This window comes from Croceicoccus ponticola (genome assembly GCF_004004515.1).
Lineage (GTDB): Bacteria > Pseudomonadota > Alphaproteobacteria > Sphingomonadales > Sphingomonadaceae > Croceicoccus > Croceicoccus ponticola.
In genome coordinates this window covers 58952-83491 of record NZ_RXOL01000005.1, presented here as the reverse complement: position 1 = coordinate 83491, position 24540 = coordinate 58952, and the positions used below count along the sequence as shown (strand labels likewise).

Sequence of the window (24540 nt, the reverse complement as noted above, 5' to 3'; positions counted from 1 at the left end):
TTCAGCGGCCGATTTCGGGCAGCAATTCAGCCTCCAGCCCCGGATAGAAGTGCGAAACGCTGCGCTGCAGTTCGTAGCGCGCGACTTTCAACCCGGCGAAACGGTCGGGGATCGTCATCGCGCCGGCCTCGCTCATGTCCTTGCCCGTCGGGACCGCGTTGCGCAGCGATGCGCGCAGCCACGTCAGCCAGTCGCGGGTCTGCGCGATGGATGTTCCGTTCCGGTCCAGCGGGCCGTGACCGGGGATCAGCAGCCTGTGCGAAATCCCCTCTATCCGATCCAGTGCGGCTAGCCAGCCGTCGATGTCCGCATGCGGTGTTGCTGGTGCACGATCGTGGAACAACAGATCACCCGCGATCAGCGTGCCGGTTTTCTGGTCAAGTATGGCGAGATCGCCGTTGCTGTGCCCGTTCATCGCGAAAAGCCGCAAGGTTCGCCCACCGAACGTCACGTTGCCCTCTGCTGCATCGCCCTGCGGCAGCACGACGGCGGTACCGCTCATCCAGTCCGCCAGCATGCGATAGAGCGCGTCGGAAAAGCCGTCGCCATCGTTGACGAGATCATGTCGCGTCGCGGGCAAGGCATGAGCAATTGCGGGATCGAATGCCGCCGCGCCGAACGAATGATCGGGGTGCAGATGGGTGATATAGACCCGCGCGACTGCCGCGCCGGTCACCCGTTGCGCCAAAGCCGACAGCGCCTTGCCATAGGCCAACGAGGGGCCGGGATCGATCAGCACCGTTCCGGCATCGGTGGCGATGAAGACGGAATTGGCGATTGCCCCGCCGTTGTCGAACGCGATCGGCTCGTCCTTGCCCCGCACCAGCCAGACGCCGTCCGCGATTGCTTCTGCTTGCGGGTCATATCCCCGCGCGAACGCTTCTGTTCTGCCGACTTTAGAGACAAGCACGCCGCCAGCCAGCGCGGCGGTGAGCACCGATCTTCGGTTCAGGTTCATTATTGTGCTGCGACCAGTTTCTGTCCGCTCGACGCCGCGATGCTGCCTTTAAATTCCAGTCCGCTCGTATCGCGGGCGGCAACGGTCATCGGACCATCCGCGCCCTGCACTTCGAGCGTGAAGGCCGGGTCTTCGGCGACCGATCCATAAATGGTCATCTTCGCCAGCGTCGCCCCCGTGGCGTCGGTCACGGCCAATTCCTCGATGTTGTAGGCGGGAATGCTTTCTACCAGCCCCGTGTCCATCGGATGTCGGAACCCGAAGCGCAGGCGCATGCCGCCCTTGTCCACCCAGCCCGCGCCGCGCATTTCACCCAGATGATCGGCCCAATCGCCGCGCACACGGCTGGCCGGAGGGGCGGAACAACCGCCGCCCGCTGCGTCGATCCATCCGCCCGCGACATGCCAGACGCCGTCGGCAAGCAGTACCGCGGCGCGAACGGGCGTGCGCTGGTCGAGCTTGATCCGCGTGGCCACAAAAGGCGCTGCCTGCAACGGGCGATAGTCTATCGCGACGGGAATGGGGTTGAGGTCGGCAAAGAGGATGATGCGCTGCACCCCTTGGAGCGCGCGGGCGTCGACCGTGACGGGCACGACGTGCTGGTCTTCGGCGATCACCGGCAGGATCACCTTTACCCGGTCGTCGAAAACCAGCGTGGCACCCTCAAAAATCCGGGAAGCGTGATAGTCCCACATCGGCGAACCCAGCGGGTCGGCCGGCAATGGCGCCGCCCATGCCGGCGTCGCAGCGAAAGCCAGCATGGGCAGGATGATGCGTGAAAGCTGCACGATACTAAAGACCTATGTAACCGACCTCCGCTCTCGTCCACATTGCACTTTGGTCCTACCTCGCAGTGGAGAGCGCGGAAGATGTCCCGATTTGTCCGTCCCAAAGGCCTTGCGCTGCTGGGTGCTGCGTTGACGATGGGCGGTCCGGCGCATGTCTGTGCGGAAGCGAGGCCAGCCAGTCTCGATTCGGTCAATATCGATGCGTCCCATTCGGAATCGGCGGACTTCGATGGAGAAGGCTACCGCGATGCGCGGTACCGTGCCCCGGTCGATCGCGATCCCAAGCCTGCGGCGCGGCTTGCATTGCCCGCAGCGCAATTGCTCAAACCGGGTCGCGATGCCCTGTTCATCGATGTTCTGCCCGCAGAAGGCGGCGTGCGCGATCCTGCCACAGGAACATGGCGGCTGGCCGCAGAGCACCAAACGATCCCCGGCGCCACCTGGCATCCGGAGGCGGGCCGCCGGCCGTCCGACCCGGTTTTGTGGCAAGGGTTGGTCGCCGAAGTCGTTCGCGCACGCAGGAAGCACCGGCATCTGCCCGTAATTCTCTTTTGTCGTACCGACTGCTGGATGGGCTGGAACGCGGCGCGCAGACTTGCCGCAGAAGGGCACGACAACATCTGGTGGCTGGCCGAAGGGATCGAAGGCTGGCGCAAGGCTGGGCCGCTCGTCGTCGCCGAACCAGTGGCGATTGCGAACGAAAACCAGGAAAAGGACCTTAATCCATGGCCAAGCTGATCGTCTATTATCCGCGGCACGAAGGCTGCCGCTTCGACCGCGACTATTACCTGGCCACGCATGTCCCGATCGTCGGCGATGCGTGGACCGAAGCGGGCATGACCGGGGCGGAGATCGAGTGGCCCTTTGACGACACCCAGCCGTTCGCGTGTCTGATCGGCATCGCTTTTGCCGATCAGGGTGCGATCGACGCGGCGCTTGGCTCTGCGGCCACTGCTGGCGTGCTGGCCGATGTCGCCAATTTTACCGACATCACGCCTTCGCTTTATCGAACTACGTGAACCTGCCTATAAGATGCGCAGCAAAAAGGCCCGGCGGGATCATCCGGCCGGGCCTTTTTTCGATCAGGCAGATGCGGGTCAGCGCTGTTTCTTGAGGTAGTCGATGATTTCCTGACGCTTTGCGGCATCCTTCAAACCCGGGAAGCTCATGCGATTGCCCGGAATGAGCGTGCGCGGATTTTCTAGCCAGGCATGGAGATTCTGGTCGGTCCAGGTGACGCCCGAATCCTTGAGCGCGGTGGAATAGTTAAAGCTGGAATGGACGCCCGCGGCCTTGCCATATGTGCCGTAGAGATTGGGGCCGAGCTTGTTCTCGCCGCCCTTGTTCGCGGTGTGGCAAACGGCGCAACGGGCATAGGAGGCCGGCGGTTCTGCCGATGCGACTTCGACCTTTGCGGGCGTAGGTTCGGGCTTCGCCTCGGGCGCCTTGGCGACTTCTTTGGTGGGTTCCGGCGTCGGTTTCGCCGATGCTGTTGCTTCGGGGCTTGCTTCGACCGCGGGATCCGTTGCCGTTGCCTCGATCGTGGCATCGGTCGCGACGACTTCGGCAGCCTCTGCCGTTTCGGCGGTGGCGGGCGTTTCGGCCGTGTCTTCGCTGCCGCCTGAACAGGCCGCCAGCGCAAGAGCCAGGGTAGTGACGATGGTGATGGGTGCCTTGCGCATCGCGATCCTCTCGTTCGATGTGATTTGCGTCGTTGTCTGCATGGAATTCTGTCGTGGCGAAATAGCACTTTGGTCCGTGCCGCAAGACAGGCATTTTCGCCAGTCACTCTGAAAAAAATTTCCCGCGGTCCGATTGTCCGCAAATGGACATGCGGTCGATTCAAAGGCCGCGGATGTGTGAGCTCCCCCAAAGTTCATTCATTGATTGGCGAGCGTCTCAATCTCCTTGCCGGCGTCGGGGGGGAGTTGGTCTTCCCGGATACTTCGGCACCGATGTTTCGCGCAAAGAAAGTACGCAAAACACACATGCTCGGCGGATAATGCGACCCATAGAGGGCGTTCGTGAAATTTTGCAACTTGCGGATTTTTAATAAAAAAGTGACGACAATTTCAGCCGGCCAGTTCGTAGATGTACTAACAAGGGCCAAGTGTTTTGCATAACTTGCGCGGAACGTGATAGCCTCGGATCAGGTCGTAAAGGTGATTCCTGAATAGCCGGAGCGGGAGCAGTCCCGGCCGCGGCGGAGTGAACGATGAACGATGCTCCATCGATTACCGCAACGGCGGCCGAAGTCGTCCGGTCCTTTTCGTACTGGCGTGACGTAGCCAGCAAAAATCCCGTCACCATCACCAATCATGGGCGCGCTACACATGTGCTTGTCGATGCCGCCGAATTCCAAGAGTTAGCCCAGCCCAAACGCGCGCGCAGTGGCGCCAACCCCGGCGACCTGATCGGATTGTCGGAGTGGATCGACGAAGCGCTGATGATCTGCGGAGAAGATCTGCGCATAGAATACGCGAACAGGGTTGCCGGTGCAGTCTGCCGCAAACCGACGTCCGAACTCGTCGGTCGCCTGTTGACCGAAGCATTGCCGGCTGTTTCAGGGTCATTGATGGAAGTCCACGCGCGCCGAACTGTCATCGGTGGAGAACCGAGCGCGGCAGACATCCCTTCGCCCTTTAACAACGGGGCATGGTTGCGGTTTCAATCCTTTCCCGTCGGCACGACCAATGTGTTGATGTTTCGCGATATTACCGAAGACGTCCAACGCCACCGGCTGGCCGACGTCAAAGCCGCGATCCTTGCGGCGATGGTCGTACATGGCGATGTGGGCTATGTCCGGCTTTCGGTTCGCGGCACGATCGAACGCAGCGACGAACCCTTTAGCCGCATGGTGCAACTCGACGCACAGCGCCTTGTCGGCATCACTCTGTCGGACCTCGTGATGCGGGATCATCGCGCCCGGTTCCGCGATCTCCTCGAATCGGTGCTGCAAGGTGGGGATCCCGAACGGATGCAGGTGGGTTTCCTCAGCAATAGCGGCAGCGTCGCCCATGCGAAGTTGTCGATGGTGCAGCTACACGGTGCCTATGGCGCAGAAGGCGCGATCGTCATGCTGACCCCATGCAACGAAGGCGAAGCTATGTCGGCATAGCTTTTGCGGGCAGGCACCCTGACCGGGTCAATTGTTCAGCACTCCTGCCAGCGCGCACTGCCAACCCTTGGCGTTGGCTTCGCGTTCTGCGTTTTCCATTCCCGGTTCGAAACTGCGATCGAAATTCGAAATCGCCTCGATCGCGGCAAGGTCGGGAAATATGCCGACGCCAAGTCCGGCCAGCGCCGCCGCGCCGCGTGCGGTCGTTTCCAGTTCGACCGGGCGGTCGACCCGCGTGGCCAGCATGTCGGCCAGGAACCCGCAGAACCAGTCGTTGGCCGCCATGCCGCCATCCACCCGCATGACATCGGGCGCGGGCGCGCCGTCCGCGGTCATTGCCGCGACAAGGTCCATCGTCTGGTAAGCCACCGCTTCCAATGCCGCGCGAGCGATGTGGGCGCGGGTGGTGCCTAGCGTCATGCCCGAAAGCGCAGCGCGCGCGTGCGGATCCCAGTGCGGCGCGCCCAGACCGGTGAAGGCGGGCACCATGTACACCCCGTCGTTGTCGGGAATCGATGCGGCAAGGTCCGCGCTCTGCGCCGCGCTGTCGACTATGCCGAGGTTGTCGCGCAGCCATTTGATCGCTGCGCCGGCGATGAAAATCGACCCTTCGAGCGCAAATGTCGTTTCATTCCCCAATCGATAGGCAACTGTCGTCAGCAGACGATTATTGGAACGAAGTGGGGTGTCACTCGTGTTCATCACCGCAAAACAGCCGGTGCCATATGTCGATTTGACCATGCCTGGATAAAAACAGGCCTGCCCGAACAACGCGGCCTGCTGATCGCCCGCCATGCCCGCTACCGGAATGGCCGCGCCCAGCAGGTCGCGGTCCGTCGTCCCATAGATCTCGGCATTCCCACCGACGCGAGGCAGTAGCGAAGGCGGAACGCGGAACAGGTCGCACAGCGTTTCATTCCAGTCGCCTGACTGGAGATCGAACAGCAGCGTGCGGCTGGCGTTGGTAGCGTCGGTCGCGTGGACCCTACCGCCAGTGAGCCGCCACAACAGGAAGCAGTCGATGGTGCCGAATGCGAGCTCGCCGCGTTCGGCCCTTGCACGCGCACCGGGCACTTCATCGAGTAGCCAGGCGATCTTGGTGGCCGAAAAATAGGGGTCGAGCAGCAGTCCGGTCGCATCGCGCACCGCCTGTTCGTGACCGCCGCTGCGCAACGCTTCGCACACGCTGGCCGTTCGCCGGTCCTGCCAGACGATTGCCTTGTGGATGGGCGCGCCGGTCGCACGGTCCCAGACGACGACCGTTTCGCGCTGATTGGTTATGCCGATCGCGGCGATGTCTGCTGCCAGCACGCCTGCCTGCGCCACGGCGCGGCGGGCGGTTGCCAGCGTGCTGGTCCAGATTTCGTCGGCATCGTGTTCGACCCAGCCGGGTCGCGGATAGCATTGTCCGATCTCACGCTGAGATGCGGAAATGCGCGTCAGGCGGCTGTCGAACAGGATCGACCGGGTCGATGTGGTCCCCTGATCGATCGCGAGGATAAAGGGGCCGCTGACTGACATCGATACTCCCGAATTTGGCGTACTGCAAAGCCTCGCCTCGCGCGTGTCGCGGGTCAACCCTTTGACCTCGTAGCGCATGCCGTTAGGCTTGGCGGCGATGCCACGCGACCCGCAACCGCCTGCCAATGTCGATCTTCTCGTTATCGGCGGGGGGATCAATGGCGTGGGGATCGCGCGCGACGCGGCGGGACGGGGGCTGTCGGTCCTGCTGGTCGAAAAGGACGATCTTGCCGGACACACGTCATCCGCGTCGACAAAGCTGATCCATGGCGGGCTGCGCTATCTGGAATACGGCGAAGTGCGGCTGGTGCGCGAATCGTTGCAGGAGCGGGAGCGGCTGTGGGGAATGGCGCCGCACATCATCTGGCCGCTGCGCTTCGTGCTGCCCCAGACGCAAAGCCCGCGGCCCGGCTGGATGGTTCGCGCAGGGCTGTTCGTCTACGACCACATCGGCGGCCGCAAACGCCTGCCTGCGACGCGGACGGTGAACCTTGCCCGCGCGGCAGAGGGCGAGGGGCTGGCGGACCGCAAGGGGCGAGGCTTCGTCTATTCCGATTGCTGGGTCGACGACGCGCGTCTCGTGGTGCTGAACGCGATCGACGCAGCGGAGCGCGGGGCGGCGATCCTAACGCGTACGCGGTTTACGGCTGCGCGGCGCGACGGGGCGGGCTGGATCGCGACGGTGGAAGGCGCCGACGAAACCCACGAAATCCGCGCAGGGGCCATCGTCAACGCCGCCGGCCCGTGGGTGAGCGAGGTGATCGGCAATGTCGGCGGCGCGCGGCCAAAGGGGCAGGTGCGGCTGATCAAGGGCAGCCATATCGTCGTCCCCCGGCTCTATCCCGGCGAACAGGCCTTCATGCTGCAAAACCCGGACCGGCGGATCGTCTTTGCTATTCCGTACGAGCGGGAATTCACGCTGATTGGCACCACCGACGTGCCGGTTGCGCAAATGCCAGACAGGGCGGAGATTTCGGATGACGAGATCGACTACCTGCTCGACACCGCGAATCGTTATTTCGCCACGGTCACGGCGCGCCGCGACATCGCGTGGACTTATTCGGGCGTGCGCCCGCTGTTCGACGATCAGGCAAAGAATGCCTCCGCCGTGACGCGCGATTATGTCCTCGACCTCGATCGCGGCGATGGCGGGGATGCGCCGCTGTTGAACGTGTTCGGCGGCAAGATCACGACGTTCCGCCGGCTCGCCGAACATGCGCTGGACGAAATGGCGCTGCCGGGCGCGGGCGAGGCGTGGACGGCGGGCGCCACCCTGCCGGGCGGCGATTTTGAGCGGTTTGAGGATTACCTGAGCGTCCTTGCCCGACGCTACCCCGGGTTTCCGCACGACCTGTTGCGGCGGTTGGCGCGGGCATACGGGACAAGGGCGGAGACGATGCTTGGCACGGCGAAAGAGCCCGACGATCTGGGCCGGGACTTTGGCGGAGGGCTGACCGGGGCCGAAGTCGATTATCTGATCGACCGCGAATGGGCGCGAACGGCGGCCGACGTGCTCTGGCGGCGCAGCAAGCTTGGCCTGCATGTCGGCCCGCAGACCGAACGCGATCTGGCCGAATATATCGCGATGCGCGCTGCCACTGGCTAAATCGCGCCTTCGCCCCTACATGGCGGGCATGCATTTCCTTGACCAAGCCAAGATCTATATCAAGTCCGGCGGAGGCGGCCCCGGCGCCGTTTCGTTCCGTCGCGAAAAATACGTCGAATACGGCGGCCCCGATGGCGGGGACGGTGGGCGCGGCGGCGACATCGTGTTCGAAGCGGTCGAAGGGCTCAATACGCTCATCGATTTCCGCTATACCCAGCATTTCAAGGCTTCGCGCGGCGGCCACGGTATGGGCAAGGACCGCACGGGCGCCAGCGCGAAACCGCTGGTGATCAAGGTTCCGGTCGGCACGCAAATCGTATCGGACGAAGATCGCGAAACCGTTCTGGCCGACTTCACCGATGTCGGCCAGCGCTTCGTATTTCTCGAAGGCGGATTGGGCGGACGCGGCAACGCCAGTTACAAGACCAGCACCAACCGCGCGCCGCATCAGCACCAGCCCGGCATCGCGGGCGAGGAAATGTGGCTGTGGCTCCGGCTCAAGCTTTTGGCCGATGTCGGCCTGGTCGGGTTGCCCAATGCGGGCAAATCGACGTTCATCAACGCGATCACCAACACCCATGCCAAGGTGGGCGACTATGCGTTCACCACGCTGGTGCCCAAATTGGGCGTCGTGCGGCACAAGGCGCGCGAATTCGTGCTGGCCGATATTCCCGGTCTTATCGAGGGTGCGGCCGATGGCGCCGGGATCGGCGACCGTTTCCTGGGCCACATCGAACGCTGCCGCGTGCTGATCCACCTGATCGACATTTCCGGCACCGGCGATCAGGACCCGGCAGAAGCGCTGCGCATCGTCGAAGAAGAGCTTGAAGCCTATGGCGAAGGGCTTGAAAACAAGCCGCGCCTAATCGCGCTGAACAAGGTCGATCTGGGCGATTCCGAACTGGCAAAGGCATTTAGCGAAGAGTTGAAGGCCGCAGGGGCAGAGGAAGTGTTCTGCATTTCCGGCGCGACTGGCGCGGGCATGGAAAAGCTGATGGATGCCGTCCTGCAATATCTGCCCGAAAAGACCCGCACCGAAACCAAGGGCGCGGAACGGGATCCTGAAGAAGGCGACGACGCGGCGGAGCAGTGGTCGCCGGTCTGACGGTGCTTCCCCAAAGCGCGCGCTTGGCGTAGAGCGCGCGCTGCCATGACCGAGACAATCGCCAATCTTGCCGATCTTGCCCGCCCCACGGTGTGCGGGCGCGTCGTCATCAAGGTAGGGTCTGCCCTGCTGGTCGGGCCGGACGGGCAACCGCGGCGTGAATGGCTGGCCGACCTGACGGCGGAAATCGCAGCCGCACACGCGCGTGGGCAGCGGGTCATCGTCGTATCGTCGGGCGCGATCGCGCTGGGCGCGGCGCGGCTGGGACTGCCAAAGGGCGGACGCGGCAGCCTTGCCGATGCACAGGCCGCCGCCGCCGTGGGACAGATCGAACTGGGCGGGCTGTGGGCCGAACTGCTGGGCATGCAGGGCCTTACCGCCGCGCAATTGCTGCTCACGCTCGACGATCTTGAAGACAGGCGGCGATACCTCAACGCATCGGCGACGCTGGGCCGCTTGCTCGACGCGGGCGCGGTGCCGGTGGTGAACGAAAACGATTCGGTCGCGACACAGGAAATCCGTTTTGGCGACAACGACCGGCTGGCCGCGCGCGTGGCGCAGGCGGGGCGGGCGGACGCGGTGCTGCTGCTGTCCGACATTGACGGTCTTTACGACCGCAATCCAAGAGACCCCCTCGCGCGGATGATACCGCTGGTGCGCGGCGTGACCGACGAAATCCACGCGATGGCCGACGGCGGTTCGGATTCGGGGCTGGGATCGGGCGGCATGACGTCGAAGCTTCAGGCAGCCGAAATCGCGGAGCGCGCAGGGATCGCGCTGGCCATCATCAACGGCACGCATCCATCGCCCATATCGCGGGCGCTGGATGGCGGGATCGGCACGCTGTTCCTGCCCCGCCGTCGCGATCGCGGGCGCAAGGCGTGGCTCGGCGGGCGGATGAAGATCAAGGGCGTGCTGACCGTGGACGAGGGCGCGGCAGGGGCCCTGCTTGCAGGACGCAGCCTGCTGGCCAAGGGCGTCACCGCCGTTGCGGGCGAATTCGCGCGGGGCGACGTGGTCGAGGTGCGCGGCCACGGCGGCACGGCGCTGGCCAAGGGGCTGGCCGAATACGACGCCGCCGAATGCGCCGCGATCATGGGCCGACATACCGACGAACAGGCCGATCTGCTGGGCTATGCCCCGCGCAACGCGGTCATCCACCGCGACCAGATGGTGCTGCTGTGATCATCGGGCTGACCGGGGCGACGGGCTTTGTCGGCTCGACCCTGCTCGACCTTGCGCTGGAACAGGGGCACGAGATTCGCGCGCTGACTCGCCGTGAACAGGCGGAGCGGGCGGGCGTGACCTGGGTACGCGGCGATCTCGCGACGCAAACGGCGCTGTTGTCGGTGTGCGATGGCGCCGATGCGGTCGTCCATGTCGCTGGCGTCGTCAACGCTCCGGACAAGGCGGGGTTCGTCGCGGGCAACGTCACCGGGACGAAAGCGACGCTCGCGGCGGCGGCAGCGGCGGGTGTCGGTCGTTTCGTCCATGTCTCTTCGCTTTCGGCGCGCGAGCCCATGCTGTCCGATTACGGCAAGTCCAAGTTCGGCGGCGAAGTCGCGGTCGAAAACAGCGATCTTGCCTGCACCATCGTGCGCCCGCCCGCGATTTACGGCCCGCGCGATACCGAGATGTTCGAACTGTTCAAGGCGGCACGGCTGGGCATCGTCCCGCTTCCGCCCGAAGGTCGCGCATCGATGATCCACGTGTCCGATCTTGCCGCGCTGTTGCTGGCGCTGGCCACCGATGGGGGGCTATATGCAGGACAGGTTTATGAAGTCGATGACGGTACCGACGGCGGCTGGCGTCATGGCGACATGGCCCGTGCCATCGGCGATGCCATGGGCTGCAAGGTGATCCCGCTCTCCATGCCCGCCGCGCTGGTGAAGGGCGCGGCGCGGATCGATCGGATGGTTCGCGGCGCGAATGCGAAACTGACGCCTGACCGCGCGAATTACATGGTCCATCCCGATTGGGTGGTCACGCCCGACAGCCAGCCGCCGCCCGCGTTCTGGCTGCCGCGCATCGACACGCGCGAAGGGCTGAAGCAGACCGCCGCGTGGTATCGCGCGGCGGGCTGGCTCTGATTCACTGGGCTTTAGAAGACCGGATCGAACTCGGGCGGCAGGTCGCCGTCATCGGTCAGGCCTGGGACCTGATGGATGCCGCATTCGGTCTTGTCCCACCCACGCCAGCGACCCGAACGGGGATCTTCGCCTGGCGCGACGGTGCTGGTGCATGGCATGCAGCCGATCGACGGATAGCCCTGCGCCACCAGCGGATGCGGCGGCAATTCCTGTTTGTCCATATAGGCGATCAGGTCCTCGCGGCTCCATCCGATCAGCGGATTGACCTTCAGACGCCCTTCGGCGTCGGATGTGTCGATTTCGAAAATCGGCAAATCGGCGCGGGTGGTCGACTGGAACGCCTTGCGACCTGTGATCGACGCATCATAATTCGCCAGCGCGCGGGCAAGCGGGATCACCTTGCGTATTTCGCAGCACCCGTCGGGATCGTATGACCAGCGCAGTCCGCTTTCGTCCTTGGTCGCCAGCGTCTCGGCATCGGACACAAGGTTGATCAGGTTGGTTAGGCCGAACTTTTCAACCAACAAATCGCGATAAGCCAGCGTTTCGGGAAAGTGCTTCCCGGTTTCGAGGAACAGCACGGGCGCGTTCGCATCGACCTTCGAGGTCAGATGCAGCAGGACCGAGCTTTCCGCGCCGAAGCTGGAAACCAGCGCCACCCGGCCCGCCACGCCGTCCACCAGCACGGCGCGCAGGATATCTTCCGCCGACGCGTCCGCATAACGCGCGTTTAGCGCGGCGGCATCGTCGGCGGTAAAGCGCGCAGCAGTGTCGATCCGATCCAGGCGGCGAGCGGCTTCAGACATCCGCGTTGCCATGGCGAAGCGCCCAGATCGGCGTAAGGCCGTCGGTGGTCTTCTGGTACACGTCGTCCCACCGCGACAGCGCGACTTCGACATCGGCGTCGTTCATTGCCTTGTCGGGCTGAAAAGCGTCGAACCCGCACCGGCGCATATAGGCCAGCTGGTCGACGGCCACATCACCCACGGCGCGGATTTCGCCTTCGAACCCGGCTTCGCGCAGGATGCGCGCTGCCGAATAGCCGCGTCCGTCGCCGAACACGGGGAAGTTGATCTCAACGCGCCTGACATGCGCCAGGTGCGGCAGGAGTTCGCGCGCATCGTCGCCCGGCTCGATGCGGACGGCACCGGCGTTCGACTGATCGCCAAAGCTGTCGACGGTGACGGCGGGGCTTTCAGACGGTTCGTCGTCGCGGAAGCGGAGCAGCTCAACCATAGATAGCCTCCTTGAACGGATCCATGCCGATGCGGCGATAGGTATCGAGGAAGCGTTCGCCGTCCTCACGCTTTTCCAGATAGACGTCGGTGGCCTTTTCGACCGCGTCGACGATGCCGTCCTCGTCAAAGCCCGGCCCGGTGATCTTGCCGAGCGAGGTGTCCTGCGCCTCGCTTCCGCCGAGCAGGAGCTGGTAGTTTTCGACGCCTTTCTTGTCGACGCCAAGGATGCCGATATGGCCTGCATGGTGGTGGCCGCAGGCATTGATGCAGCCCGAAATCTTCAGCTTCAACTCGCCCAGCGCGGCAGTCTTGCCGTTGCCTGCGAACCGCTCCGAAATCTTCTGCGCGACCGGGATCGAGCGCGCGTTTGCAAGGCTGCAATAATCGAGGCCCGGGCAGGCGATGATATCCTCGATCGTGTCGAGGTTCGGCGCAGCCAGGCCATTGGCGGCGAGCGTGTCGTAAAGCTCTTTCAACCGGCCCTTTTCGACATGCGGCAGGACGATGTTCTGCGTATGCATGACGCGGCATTCGTCGAACGAATATTCGGTCGCGAGATCGCCCATCAGGCGGATCTGGTCCGCGCTGGCATCGCCGGGGATGCCGCCTACAGGCTTGAGCGAGATGACCGCGCTGACATAGCCCGGCGCCTTGTGAAGAACGGTGTTGCGTCCGACCCACAATGCGAAGTCCGGTGCATCGGACGCGATTTCGTCGACGATCCCGGTCTTGAACGCGGGGTCGGCGAAATAAGGTTCGATCCGCGCAAGTTCGGCCAGCGGCGGCTCGATACCCTGTGCCTTCAGATGGGTGAACTCTTCCTCGACCTGACGCGTATATTCGTCCTTGCCCATTTCATGGACGAGGATCTTGATGCGCGCCTTGTACTTGTTGTCGCGGCGACCGTGGCGGTTGTAAACGCGCAGGCACGCTTCGGAATAAGTGATCAGCTCGTCGAGTGGCACGAATGCGTTGATCAGCGGGGCCACCATGGGCGTGCGGCCCATGCCGCCACCGACATAGAACGCGCAGCCGATTTCGCCAGCGTCGTTACGCACCATCTGGATGCCGATATCGTGCAGGCGCATCGCTGCGCGATCGGTGTCCGATGCGATGACCGCGATCTTGAACTTGCGCGGCAGATAGCTGAATTCGGGATGGAAGCTCGACCACTGGCGCAGCAGTTCGGCATAGGGGCGTGGGTCGATGATCTCGTCCGCGGCGGCGCCGGCGAAATGGTCCGAACTGATATTGCGGATGCAGTTGCCGCTGGTCTGGATGGCATGCATCTCGACCTTAGCCAGATCGGCGAGGATTTCGGGCGCGTCCTCAAGCTTGATCCAGTTGTACTGAATGTTCTGACGCGTGGTGAAGTGCCCGTAACCACGGTCATATTTGTCCGCGATATCGCCCAGCGCCTTCATCTGCGCGCCCGACAAAGTGCCATAGGGCACGGCGACGCGCAGCATGTAGGCGTGAAGCTGCAGGTACAGCCCGTTCATCAGCCGTAGCGGGCGGAATTTTTCCTCGCTCAGCTCGCCCGAAAGGCGGCGGCGGGTCTGGTCGCGGAATTCCTCGACGCGGGTGTCGACCATCTGTTGGTCGTATTTGTCGTACTGATACATCTTATATCACCCAGTTGCCGGCTTCGGGGTCGGCGGGTTTCAGGGTCAGGTCGGGGCGGACCGTGGGGCCAAGCGCGCGGATGCGATCCTTGATATGCGCCGGGCGGATGCCGTCCGCGTCGGTCGTTGCGTCGATGGCATAGGCGGAAACGACGTTGCGGGCCGCTTCTTCGCGGGCGGCAATCTCGTCGGCCATCGCGCCCACGTCGACGGCGTCGTTGACGTGGCGCGACCAGCCCTGGCCGTCCCACCATGTCACGTCGCCGGTCTTGAGGTCATTTCCGGTCAGGATCTTCATATGCGTGCTTCCACAGCTATTGCAGCAAGAGCCACGTCGCGTTCGCGCGTGACTTCGCCGATGACGATGAGCGCCGGGCTCTTCACCTTGTTGTCGTCGATCAGCGCGGGCAGGGCGGCCAAAGGGCCGCGCAAGACGCGCATTTCGGGGCGGGCGGCATTTTCGATCACGGCGACGGCCATGTCGGGAGCAAGCCCGTCGGCCATCAGCTTTTCCGCGATCTGGGGCGCGGTCTTCACACCCATGTAGATGACGAGCGTGCGGCCGACGCCCGCAAGGCCGGACCAATCCTGTTCGGACAGCCCCTTGCACTGGCCCGCGACGAAGCTGACGACGCTGGCGTGGTCGCGGTGGGTCAGCGGGATCTGCGCAGCTGCGCCGGCGGCGTTGGCGGCGGAAATGCCGGGTACAATTTCAACCGGGACACCGGCGGCGCGGCAGGCCTCGGCCTCTTCGCCGCCGCGTCCGAAGACCAGCGGATCGCCGCCCTTCAACCGGACGACGTCGTTACCGGCCAAAGCCTCGCGCACCAGCAAGGCGCAGATGTCTTCCTGCGGCATCGTGTGATGGGCACGGCGCTTGGCGACGGAAACCAGCCGCGCTTGCGGATGGGCCATTGCCAGGATCGCCGGCTCGACAAGGCCGTCGTGCACGACAAGGCGCGCCTGCGTCAGCAGCCGCGCGGCGCGCAGCGTCAGCAGGTCGGGATCGCCGGGCCCTGCGCCGACTAGGTGGACCGTGCCAATATGAGGGGTGGGATTCGACATGCTGGCGAAATGGCCTCTTGCGATCGCGAAAGCCAGCCAGAATGGGTTGGCGGGGGCTTAGCTGGGCTTTAGGCGCTGCATTTTTACATTCAATCGACCGATTTTACTTCGTTTTTTCCGTCCATGCGTTGCGAGATGGCGGCGACAAGCTGATCGAATTGGGCGTTGCCGCGCAGGTTTATGTCGCGCTGCGGAAATGGGATTTCGATGCCCGCTTCGTGGAACAGGTCCCACAGTTTCTTCAACACTTCGGAACGGACGTTGCCCACGCCCGCTTCGGGATCGCGAATCCAGCAGTGGATCACGAAATCGACCGAACTCTCGCCGAAATCGCTGAGCCAGACGCTGGGCGCCGGCAGTTCCAGCACGCGCTTGCAGCTGCGCGCAGCCTCCAGCATCAGTTCCTCGGCCTTGTGAATGTCGCAATTGTACGACACGCCGACGGGCACCTGCATCCGCACGTTGCGGCTGGAATAGGACCAGTTCTCGACCTGGTTGATCATCAGGTTTTCGTTCGGGATCAGGTATTCGCGTTCGTCGCGCGTGGTGACGCTGATCGCGCGGATGCCGATCTTTCGGATCTGTCCGAACGTTTCGTTCCCTGCCATGTCGGTCACCGCGATCACGTCGCCCGGCTTGATCGAACGGTCCATCAACAGGATCATGCCCGCGATCAGGTTGCCGAAGGTTTTCTGCAGGCCGAAGCCGATGGCGAGGCCGAATGCGCCGGAAAACACGGCAAACGCGGTCAGGTCGATGCCCAGGAGGTCGATGCCGACTAGGATGGCAAAGGCCCAGACCGCCATGGTCACAAGCTTTTCCACCAAGAGGCTTTGCGTCGGCGAAAGGCCCGTCATTCGTTTTAACGAAGCGTGCGCGCCACGGCTGGCGAGGCGGGCGAAGATGATGACCCCTGCGATGACCATGACGACCAGCAGTGCGGACCAGATGGAAAACCGCGTGTCGCCCACCGTTACGCCGATCGCATCGAGATGATCGACAATCTGCGCGATCGTCATCGACTGTTCGGAAACCGCATCCCTGATCTGGTCAGCGCCCTTGAGCGCATCCTTGTCCGCGACGGCGCCGGCGGCCTGAGTCGCGGATGCCGCGACCTGGTCGGTGATCGGGACGACCGGCGTCGCGGTTGGATCTGGAACGGGCGTTTCGGCAGAGACGGTCATGTGTGGATCAAATCCTCCCCAAGGCCTGGTCGAGGTCGGCGATCAGGTCGCCTGCATCCTCCAGCCCGATCGACAGCCGTACCCCGAGCGTGCATTCCGGGTCCACCCCTGCGGGCGGCCACGCGCTGACCGACCGGTCCTTGGCGGCGTCGACCGGCAGGGCGAGGCTTTCGTAACCGCCCCAGCTGTAACCGATGCCAAACAGTTCGAGCGCATCGATGAATCGGACTCGCGCAGCGTTATCGGTCGTTTCCAGGATGAACGAGAAAAGGCCGCAGCCGCCGGTAAAGTCGCGTCGCCACAATTCGTGCCCCGGCGCGCCGGGCAGCATCGGGCACAGCACGCCCGCAACTTCGGGTCGCTGCGAAAGCCAGCGGGCGATGGCCAGCGCACTTTCGCTCTCGCGCTTCAGCCGGACGTCGAGCGTCCTCAGCCCTCGCAAGGCCAGCGCGGCATCGTCGGGCGACACGACCTGCCCCAGTTGCTGTGCGGTGCGGCGCAAGCGGCGATAGAGCCGTTCGGTCCCGGTCGCCGCGCCCATCATCAGGTCCGAATGCCCGCCGACATGCTTTGTCAGCGCATTGACCGTGCCATCGATCCCCATCGCCAGCGCGGTAAGCCCGGTCGGCCCGCTCCACGTATTGTCGAGCAGGACCCATGCCCCCGCCTCCTTGGCGATGGCGGTCAGGGCGGGCAAGTCGCAGACCTCGAACGAGAGCGATCCCGGCGCTTCGAGAAAGACCGCCCGAACGCCCGTGCCGACCAGCGCGCGATAGGCGTCGATGTTCAGCGGATCGAAAAACACGGTTTCGACCCCCAGATCCTTGAGCAGTCCCATCCCCATGTTGCGCGTGGGGTCATAGGCATTGTCGGTGACCAGAAGCCGGTCGCCCGGGCGCACCAACGACATCAGCGCGCCCGCGATCGCGGCAACGCCGGATGGATATAGCATCGTGCCGAATGCGCCCGGTTCCAGCATGGTCAGCGCATCGGCCAGCGCCCATTGCGTCGGCGCGCCGCGACGGCCGTAGAACAGGTGGCCGTCCTCGTTCGTGCGCGGCCCTTGGGCCAAGGCGGCACTATCTTCGTAAAGATGCGTGCTCGCCCGCCACACCGCCGGGTTGACCACGCGCCCGGTTTGGCCGGGAATGCCGGTCCATTCGTCGCGGCGTCCGCCGATCACGACTTTCGTCGCGGGGTTAAGCTTGTCCCGGTCGGCCTTCGACATATCGCCCTTTGCCATCAAGCCAACCCGGTCGCCTTGGGCGTGGCGGGGTCGGCTGCCCACTCGCTCCAGCTTCCGTCATAGAGCGCGCTGCTCTTGCCGATCCGGTCGAGCACGAGCGACAGCACCGCCGCCGTCACGCCCGAACCGCACGAGGTGACGACAGGTTGCGACAGGTCGAGCCCGGCTCCGATGAATTCGCTTTCGATGCTGGCGGCGTCCTTCATCGTCCCGTCGCTTTCATAAAGCATCCCGATCGGCAGGTTGCGCGCGCCGGGGATATGGCCGGCGGGCTGGCCGGGGCGGATTTCCTCGCCCTCGCCGGTAAAGCGCGCCGCGCCGCGCGCATCGACGACCTGTTCGGCGCGGCTTGCCACGTTGGCCAGCATCGCCGTCTTGTCGCGCAGCAGCGCTGGGTTTTCGCGCGCCGTAAAGGTCGCTCGCTGCCATTGCGGTTCGCCCTGTTCCTCGACCCGTCCTTCGGCCTTCCACTTGCCGAGCCCGCCGTCGAGGATCGAGACGTCCTTGCCGAACAGCTTGAACAGGAACCACAGTCGAGCCGACGAATGGAGCGCGCTGTCGTCATAGATCACGACGCGGCTGTCGTCCGATATGCCAAGCTCGCCCATCCGGGTCGCGAATAGGTCGGCGGGAGGCACCGTGTTGTCAAAGGGCGATGCGGGATCGCAGATCGTGTCGAAGCTGACAAAGCGGGCGCCCGGAATGTGACCGGCGCGATATTCGGCCAGTGCGTCGCGGCCAGTGTCGGCAAGGTGATAGCTGGCGTCCAGAATGACGACTTCATCGCCATGTTCGGCAAGCCATTGGGTAGATACGAGATGCGCCATGGGGCCTCCTTGTCGTGACAGGCCTAGCCCTGCCGCGCGCGACTTGCCAGCGAGTTTGGGCCCGGATGGCAGAGCCAAGATGGCAGAGCCATGAAGCCTGGGCCAATATGCTTGAGCCAAGAAGCTTGAGCCAAGAAGCTTGAGCAGGCCGTGCCGTCATGCGAAAGGCGCATGCCATGACCGACAATCTCCTCGACGCCGGGAATAATGCCCCGCTCCACCTTGGCCAGACGAGCGCGCTGCCCACATCGCCCGAAGACGCTGTGCTGGACTATGTGCCCAATCCGCGCGTGGGTTCGCTTTACATGGTGCGTTTCGCCGCGCCGGAATTCACCTCTCTCTGCCCGGTGACCGGACAGCCCGATTTCGCGCATCTCGTGATCGATTATGCTCCCGGCGAAACCATCGTCGAATCGAAATCGCTGAAGCTGTTTCTCGGTAGTTTCCGCAATCACTGCGGTTTCCACGAAGACGTGACCGTGGGCATCGGCCAGCGGCTGGTTGCGGAAATGAAGCCGCTTTGGCTGCGCATCGGCGGTTACTGGTATCCGCGCGGAGGCATCCCGATCGACGTGTTCTGGCAAACGGGCGCGCCACCATCGGGGCTATGGGTGCCCGATCAGGGCGTCGCATCCTATCGCGGGCGCGGGTGATCGGAGCGATGCGGGGTCTGCCGTGCCCGGGGGCCTGCATCGCCATCAAGATCGGCATCGGCCGGGATGGCTTGGCATCTGCGCGCAACTGCGTCTAAAGGTTTCGCCAGCGACTATCTCCTCCCATCGCGAGTGAAGCATCCCTTTCATGCCCAGCGACTTCCCGATCTATTCTGCCGCGATTCGCCTGGCCTCAATTCGACCGGCTGTGTCCTGACATGCCCAGCCAAGTGATCAGCCTGGCGGGCATCGCCCTCATCTTGCTTATCGCCTTTACCCTGTCGACCGCGCGGCGTCGGATCCGTCTTCGGGTCGTCGGCGCGGCGTTTGCGCTTCAGGCCTTGATGGCAGTGCTGGTGTTGCGCACCCCGTGGGGCGCTGCGATCATTGCTGGGATGTCGCGGGGCGTTTCAAACCTGCTTGGCTATGCGGCAGAGGGGACGCGGTTCATTTTCGGTCCGCTGGCCAGCCCCGAAATCGGCGGAAACAGCTTTGCCATCGCCGCGCTGACCGTCATCATCTTCTTCGCCAGCCTAGTGTCGGTGCTGTACTATCTGGGCATCATGCAGTTCGTGATCCGCTGGGTGGGCGGGGCGATCGGTTGGGTCACCGGCATCAGCCGGGTGGAGGCGCTGGCCAGCGCGGCGAACATCTTCGTCGGACAGTCGGAAAGTCCGCTGGTGGTGCGGCCATATCTCGCTGGCCTGACACCCAGCCGGCTGTTCACGATGATGTGCGTCGGCATGGCGGGCGTCGCGGGCACGATCCTTGCCGCTTATGCCTCGTTGCTGGGCGAACAATACCTGCCCTATCTGCTGGCCGCCGCGTTCATGAGCGCGCCGGGCGGGATCCTGATGGCCAAGATCATCATGCCCGATCTCGAAGACGCCGCGACCGAAAATGTCGAGGACGAGCTGCACCTGCCGGTTGCACGGCGCAGCGCAGAGGGCTCAGCCGCGCTTCTGCCCAAAGACGGACGCACGGCGCACGACGACGTCCCCGACGCCCACGACGACGAGGAAAAGCCCGCCAACATCCTGATGGCCGCCGCCCAGGGCGCACAGACCGGCGTGAAGATCGCGGTCGCGGTCGGTGCGATGGTGCTGTCGTTCGTGGCGCTGGTGGCGCTGGCCAATGGGCTGCTATCGGGAGCGGGCGAGCTTGTCGGGATCGAAGGGCTGACGTTCCAGAGCCTGCTTGGCTGGGTATTCTCTCCGGTAATGTTCCTGCTTGGCATCCCGTGGGAAGAAGCGCGGATCGCGGGCGGACTGTTCGGCACCAAGATCGTGCTCAACGAATTCGTCGCCTTCATCGACTTGGGACAGATCGGCGCGGGCGTGTTGAGCGAACGGGCGCGGGCGATCGTCACGTTCTCGCTGTGCGGTTTCGCTAATTTCTCGTCCATCGCGATCCAGATCGCGGTCATCGGCGGGCTTGCGCCCAATCAGCGACCGTTGGTGGCAAAGCTGGGCCTACGCGCGTTGGCGGCGGGGTCGCTGTCCAACCTGATGAGCGCCGCACTCGCCGGACTTTTCATAAGCTGACTGTCTATCGGCCGAAATGCGGGCTATGGCGGCGCAAACAGGTTTCAACGGATACGAATCTATGAGCGCCCAGCAGAACAGTCCGATTGCCTCCGTTTCTTTGACGGAGCCGATGGATCAGCTTGCCGACAAGCTGGGCCGCAGTTTCGAGGAGTATGGCTTCGCCATCGTCGCCGACCACGGCATCGATCCGGCGCTGATCGAGCGGGCGGAGCAAATGTCGAAGGCATTCTTCGAACTGCCCGAAGACGCCAAGCGCGCCTATTTCGTCACCGGCGGTGGCGGTGCGCGCGGTTACACCCCGTTCAAGACCGAGGTGGCCAAGGGTTACGAAAAGAAGGACCTCAAGGAATTCTGGCACATCGGCCGCACGCTTGCCGCCGGGCACCCGCTGGAAGCGTACATGCAGCCAAACGTGTGGCCGAATGAGGTCGAAGGTTTTCGCGAGACGTTCGAAGCGCTGTTCGCCGCATTCGACGAAGCGGGCCGACGCATACTGACAGCAATCGCCATCCATCTTGACCTTGCGCCCGACTGGTTCGACGCGACGGTCAAGGATGGAAATTCGGTCATGCGGCTGCTGCATTACCCGCCCATCGACAATGCCGACGGCGCGGTGCGCGCCGCCCCGCATGGCGACATCAACACGATCACCCTGCTGCTCGGCGCCGAGGAAGCGGGGCTGGAGCTTTTGTCCCGGCAGGGCGAATGGATTCCGGTGCAGCCGCCGAAAAACGCGCTCGCGGTGAATATCGGCGACATGCTGAGCCGCCTGACTAACGATCGGCTGCGCTCAACCATTCATCAGGTACGCAATCCCACGGGCGAAGCGGCGCTGCGGTCACGTTATTCGATGCCGTTCTTCCTGCATTTCCGTCCAGACTTCGTGATCGAGACACTGCCGGGCTGCATCAACGCCGCGCATCCTGACCAATACCCCGATTCGCTGACGGCACATGATTTCCTTGCGATCCGGCTGAAAGAGATCGGCCTGATGTGACAGCGGCGGGTCGAAACTGGCCCGGCTTTCGATAAACTGTCATAAAGTTGCATATGAAATTATTTTGACAGCGTTGTGTGGCAGTGCAGCAACTATCTGCATAAGTGTCATTAAACGCATCTAAAATCAGTTTATTCAATATCTTAGATGTCGTGTTTCGGCGGAATCCCGGGTGGATTTCCGCGGTGGTCATGTTGCAGTCGCAAAACATAAAAAATAGCGACGCAATTGCTTTCTAAGCGGCCTCTCAACCGAAGGGACTTTCCTGTCGGGGTCCGACCATCATTGTTTAGGGACATATCCATGAAAACCTTGCTGCTTCGCAGTGTCGCGCTCGTCGCCGTCGCGATGCCCATTGCCGCCCATGCCCAGTCGACTGGATCGCAGGATTTCGAAAACGAGATCCTCGTTACCGGCGCTCGGACCCTTGGCGTCGAAGGCATCGAACTGCCCGATACCCCAAAGGCGAAGCAGGTGCTTGGCGCAGAAGCGATCCGTCGCGCGCGTCCGGGCCAGGCGATCAATGACATCGTCAACCTGGTCCCCGGCGTCAGCTTCCAGAACAACGACCCCTGGGGCGCATCGGGTGGCGGCTTCACTATTCGTGGCTTCGGTTCGGATCGCGTTTCGCAAACGGTCGACGGCATTCCGCTGAACGATTCGGGCAACTATGCGCTGTACACCAGCCAGCTGGTCGATTCCGAAGTGCTTGAATCGGTGAACGTCAATCTCGGCACCACGGACGTTGACAGCCCCACCGCATCGGCCACTGGCGGCACGATCAATTTGCGCACGCGCAAGCCCGGCGACGACTTCGGCATCATGACGACGATGACTTATGGCGACGTGCTGTCAAAGGGCGACTACGAAAGCAGCCGCTACATGCGCGGTTTCGCGATGATCGACACCGGCGACATCACCGGCAACGGCCTGAAGGCCTTCGGTTCGGTTAGCTACACGAATTACGGAGTGCCCTTCAATCCGGCAGGCGAAGTCAACAAGACGCAGGTCAACGCCCGTATTTATCAGGATCTAGGCGACAACGGCGATTTCCTGTCATTGGCCGGCATGTTCAACTGGGGCCGCAACAACTTCTTCGGCTCCGAAGACATCGGTACGCTGCTGGGCTATTACGACGGCGAGATCACGAAGCGCGATCGCTTCACGTTGTATGAGGCGTCGGGCGAATATCCGTGCTCGGTCCCCGATGGTCAGGTTTACCAGGGCGGCGGCATTGCCGGCGTCCAGGAACGCTATGACGACCGGAACGGTTGCGGTGCGGCGTTCTATCGCCGTTACAACCCGTCGGACACGGGCAACATCCGTGCCGCTTCGCGCTTCACACTGTCCGACAGCCTCGTCTTCACGTTCGAGCCGAGCTATCAGTACGTAAAGGCGAACGGTGGTGGACCCGACGATCTGCGTGAGCAGTTCTACACCTCGGGCGGGCAGAGCTACGTCGGCGCGTTCGGCGGCGGCTACTACTTCGGTCAGGACCTCAACGGTGACGGCGACCTTCTCGACCGCGTTGCGGGCAACGATCCCAGTCAGACCCGCACCGACCGTTACGGCGTCGTGTCGAACCTGATCTATGACCTGTCGCCAGAACACCGCGTTCGTTTCGCGTACACGTACGACCGTGCGCGTCACCGCCAGACCGGCGAGCTCAGCCCAATGTTTCAGAACGGCACCCCGGGCGACTACTTCCCGATGGACAACCCGCTGACGGTGGTCGACGGCATCGCGATCAACAAGCGTGATCGTCTGTCCTATGCGACGCTGCACCAGTTTTCGGGCGAATATCGCGGCAAGTTCATGGAAGATCGCCTGACCACGGTGCTCGGCCTGCGGATGCCGTTCTTTAAGCGCGAGCTGAACCAGAACTGCTACACCACGTCGATCAGCGGCTTTGTCGACTGCCCGAACGCGGGTCAGGACCTGACGGCTTATGAGGCAGCCAACCCCGGCTATGCGCTGCCGCAGACCCGTACCTATAAGTACGACGAACCGCTTCCCAACATCGGCCTGACGTTTGATGTGACCAATGCCGTTTCGCTGTTTGCCAACTACGCCAAGGGCCTGTCGGTCCCCGGCACCGACCCGCTGTACGATTCGCTTTACCTCGACGAAAACGACAAGGTTAAGCCGGTTCCCGAAACCACGGACAGCTTCGACCTTGGCATGCGCTTCCGCGAAGGTCGCCTGACCGCACAGTTCGCCGGCTGGTACACCCGCTACAACGATCGTCTGGCTTCGGCTTTCGATCCGGACGCGAACGACGGTGACGGCGCGACTGTTTATCGCAACCTCGGCAAGGTTGAAAAGTACGGCATCGACGGTTCCATCGCCTACAGTCCGTCGCGCAACACGCTGCTCTATGTCTTCGGCTCGCTCAGCAAGTCGAAGATCGCGGACGACGTCCTGAACGGCTTCTGCGATGCAGGCGATGTCACTGACATGGTCATCGGTTGCGGCGCGGTCGGCGATCCACTCTTCCTGCAGACCGGCGGCAACAGCGAATCGGGCACGCCGAACTATTCGTACGGTGCGCGCGGTCAGGTTGCGCTGGGTGCACTCGAACTGGGTGCGCAGGTCAAACGGACCGGCAAGCGTTGGGTCAACGACACCAACCAGGATCGCGTCCCGGCCTACACGCTGGTCGATCTCGATGCCCGTTACGTCTTCGCCGAAGGCCCGACCGGGGGCGATGTCGCGCTGCAGCTGAACGTCAGCAACCTGTTCGACGAATACTATGTCGGCAGCTTTGGCGGCACGTTGAGCGATTTCGGGACTGCCCAGATCGGTTCGCCACGCGCGGCAAGCATGTCGCTGATTATCGGATATTGATCGTCGTTCCGCTCGATCGCGGGCGAACGATTTTAGACTGAGCTTGGGCGGCGGCACTTCCACACGATCGGAGGTGCCGCCGTTCCCACGCTTGCGGTCCGCGCCGGATGCATTAGGAAATTGCC

At 63.4% G+C, this 24540-nt stretch carries 23 protein-coding genes; 11 read left to right on the top strand and 12 right to left on the bottom strand.

Annotation, left to right across the window (positions count from 1 at the left end):
• Position 1 precedes the first annotated feature (1 nt).
• On the bottom strand, positions 2-958 hold the full coding sequence (locus EKN06_RS11745) for a quinoprotein relay system zinc metallohydrolase 1 (protein ID WP_127613117.1): 957 nt from the start codon (positions 956-958) through the stop codon (positions 2-4).
• Complete coding sequence (locus EKN06_RS11740) at positions 958-1719, bottom strand: quinoprotein dehydrogenase-associated SoxYZ-like carrier (RefSeq protein WP_127613181.1); 762 nt, start codon at positions 1717-1719, stop codon at positions 958-960. Before EKN06_RS11740 ends, EKN06_RS11745 begins: the two co-directional genes overlap by 1 nt.
• 108 nt (positions 1720-1827) lie before the next feature.
• Here EKN06_RS11740 and EKN06_RS11735 point away from each other — a divergent pair, with 108 nt between their 5' ends.
• Both EKN06_RS11735 and EKN06_RS11730 read left to right on the top strand, forming a co-directional pair.
• A complete protein-coding gene (locus EKN06_RS11735) occupies positions 1828-2484 on the top strand; it encodes a rhodanese-like domain-containing protein (RefSeq protein ID WP_240654866.1) in 657 nt (218 codons plus the stop codon).
• On the top strand, positions 2472-2765 hold the full coding sequence (locus EKN06_RS11730) for an EthD family reductase (protein WP_127613116.1): 294 nt from the start codon (positions 2472-2474) through the stop codon (positions 2763-2765). Before EKN06_RS11735 ends, EKN06_RS11730 begins: the two co-directional genes overlap by 13 nt.
• A 78-nt stretch (positions 2766-2843) precedes the next feature.
• On the opposite strand, the gene EKN06_RS11725 is transcribed toward EKN06_RS11730, so the two are convergent.
• Positions 2844-3470 carry a c-type cytochrome gene (locus tag EKN06_RS11725; RefSeq protein ID WP_240654864.1) on the bottom strand — a complete coding sequence of 209 codons (627 nt, stop codon included), beginning with the start codon at positions 3468-3470 and terminating at the stop codon, positions 2844-2846.
• A 491-nt stretch (positions 3471-3961) separates the two neighbouring features.
• Between EKN06_RS11725 and EKN06_RS11720 the strand changes: the two genes are divergently transcribed.
• Positions 3962-4864 carry a type II toxin-antitoxin system prevent-host-death family antitoxin gene (locus EKN06_RS11720; RefSeq protein WP_127613114.1) on the top strand — a complete coding sequence of 301 codons (903 nt, stop codon included), beginning with the start codon at positions 3962-3964 and terminating at the stop codon, positions 4862-4864.
• Positions 4865-4891: 27 nt separating this feature from the next.
• Here EKN06_RS11720 and glpK read toward each other — a convergent pair whose 3' ends face one another.
• The gene (gene glpK, locus EKN06_RS11715; RefSeq protein WP_127613113.1) at positions 4892-6385 is read right to left on the bottom strand and encodes a glycerol kinase GlpK; all 1494 of its coding nucleotides are present in this window, start codon (positions 6383-6385) and stop codon (positions 4892-4894) included.
• Between the two features lie 97 nt (positions 6386-6482).
• Between glpK and EKN06_RS11710 the strand changes: the two genes are divergently transcribed.
• The 4 genes from EKN06_RS11710 to EKN06_RS11695 are packed head-to-tail and all read left to right on the top strand — an operon-like array spanning position 6483 to position 11186.
• Complete coding sequence (locus EKN06_RS11710) at positions 6483-7991, top strand: glycerol-3-phosphate dehydrogenase (protein WP_127613112.1); 1509 nt, start codon at positions 6483-6485, stop codon at positions 7989-7991.
• A 28-nt stretch (positions 7992-8019) separates the two neighbouring features.
• Positions 8020-9096: a GTPase ObgE gene (gene obgE, locus EKN06_RS11705; RefSeq protein WP_127613111.1), complete on the top strand. Its 1077-nt coding sequence runs from the start codon at positions 8020-8022 to the stop codon at positions 9094-9096.
• Between the two features lie 45 nt (positions 9097-9141).
• Entirely contained in the window at positions 9142-10281 is a 1140-nt protein-coding gene (gene proB / locus EKN06_RS11700; protein ID WP_127613110.1) for a glutamate 5-kinase, read from the top strand.
• Positions 10278-11186, top strand: a complete 909-nt coding sequence (locus EKN06_RS11695; protein WP_240654861.1) for an NAD-dependent epimerase/dehydratase family protein — start codon at positions 10278-10280, stop codon at positions 11184-11186. Before proB ends, EKN06_RS11695 begins: the two co-directional genes overlap by 4 nt.
• Positions 11187-11197: 11 nt before the next feature.
• Here EKN06_RS11695 and EKN06_RS11690 read toward each other — a convergent pair whose 3' ends face one another.
• From EKN06_RS11690 to EKN06_RS11655, 8 genes are all read right to left on the bottom strand, one after another.
• Positions 11198-11992: a phosphoadenylyl-sulfate reductase gene (locus EKN06_RS11690; protein ID WP_127613108.1), complete on the bottom strand. Its 795-nt coding sequence runs from the start codon at positions 11990-11992 to the stop codon at positions 11198-11200.
• Positions 11985-12422 (bottom strand): DUF934 domain-containing protein, encoded by a 438-nt coding sequence (locus tag EKN06_RS11685; RefSeq protein ID WP_127613107.1) that lies wholly within the window; start codon positions 12420-12422, stop codon positions 11985-11987. Before EKN06_RS11685 ends, EKN06_RS11690 begins: the two co-directional genes overlap by 8 nt.
• Complete coding sequence (locus EKN06_RS11680) at positions 12415-14049, bottom strand: nitrite/sulfite reductase (RefSeq protein WP_127613106.1); 1635 nt, start codon at positions 14047-14049, stop codon at positions 12415-12417. The genes EKN06_RS11685 and EKN06_RS11680 overlap by 8 nt, the downstream gene beginning before the upstream one ends.
• Before the next feature lies 1 nt (position 14050).
• Positions 14051-14347: a DUF2849 domain-containing protein gene (locus EKN06_RS11675; protein WP_127613105.1), complete on the bottom strand. Its 297-nt coding sequence runs from the start codon at positions 14345-14347 to the stop codon at positions 14051-14053.
• The gene (gene cobA, locus EKN06_RS11670) at positions 14344-15114 is read right to left on the bottom strand and encodes a uroporphyrinogen-III C-methyltransferase (protein ID WP_127613104.1); all 771 of its coding nucleotides are present in this window, start codon (positions 15112-15114) and stop codon (positions 14344-14346) included. Before cobA ends, EKN06_RS11675 begins: the two co-directional genes overlap by 4 nt.
• A gap of 89 nt (positions 15115-15203) precedes the next feature.
• A complete protein-coding gene (locus EKN06_RS11665) occupies positions 15204-16298 on the bottom strand; it encodes a mechanosensitive ion channel family protein (protein ID WP_127613103.1) in 1095 nt (364 codons plus the stop codon).
• Between the two features lie 7 nt (positions 16299-16305).
• Positions 16306-17541: a cystathionine beta-lyase gene (gene metC / locus EKN06_RS11660; RefSeq protein WP_240654859.1), complete on the bottom strand. Its 1236-nt coding sequence runs from the start codon at positions 17539-17541 to the stop codon at positions 16306-16308.
• Positions 17541-18371: a sulfurtransferase gene (locus EKN06_RS11655; RefSeq protein WP_127613102.1), complete on the bottom strand. Its 831-nt coding sequence runs from the start codon at positions 18369-18371 to the stop codon at positions 17541-17543. The genes metC and EKN06_RS11655 overlap by 1 nt, the downstream gene beginning before the upstream one ends.
• 176 nt (positions 18372-18547) lie before the next feature.
• Here EKN06_RS11655 and queF point away from each other — a divergent pair, with 176 nt between their 5' ends.
• From queF to EKN06_RS11635, 4 genes are all read left to right on the top strand, one after another.
• Entirely contained in the window at positions 18548-19024 is a 477-nt protein-coding gene (queF, locus tag EKN06_RS11650) for a preQ(1) synthase (protein ID WP_127613101.1), read from the top strand.
• A gap of 218 nt (positions 19025-19242) precedes the next feature.
• Positions 19243-20568 carry a NupC/NupG family nucleoside CNT transporter gene (locus EKN06_RS11645; RefSeq protein WP_127613100.1) on the top strand — a complete coding sequence of 442 codons (1326 nt, stop codon included), beginning with the start codon at positions 19243-19245 and terminating at the stop codon, positions 20566-20568.
• 61 nt (positions 20569-20629) lie between these two features.
• Positions 20630-21568, top strand: coding sequence for an isopenicillin N synthase family dioxygenase (locus EKN06_RS11640; RefSeq protein WP_127613099.1), 939 nt, complete (start codon positions 20630-20632; stop codon positions 21566-21568).
• 303 nt (positions 21569-21871) lie between these two features.
• Positions 21872-24415, top strand: a complete 2544-nt coding sequence (locus EKN06_RS11635; RefSeq protein ID WP_127613098.1) for a TonB-dependent receptor — start codon at positions 21872-21874, stop codon at positions 24413-24415.
• The last annotated feature ends 125 nt before the right edge of the window (positions 24416-24540 follow it).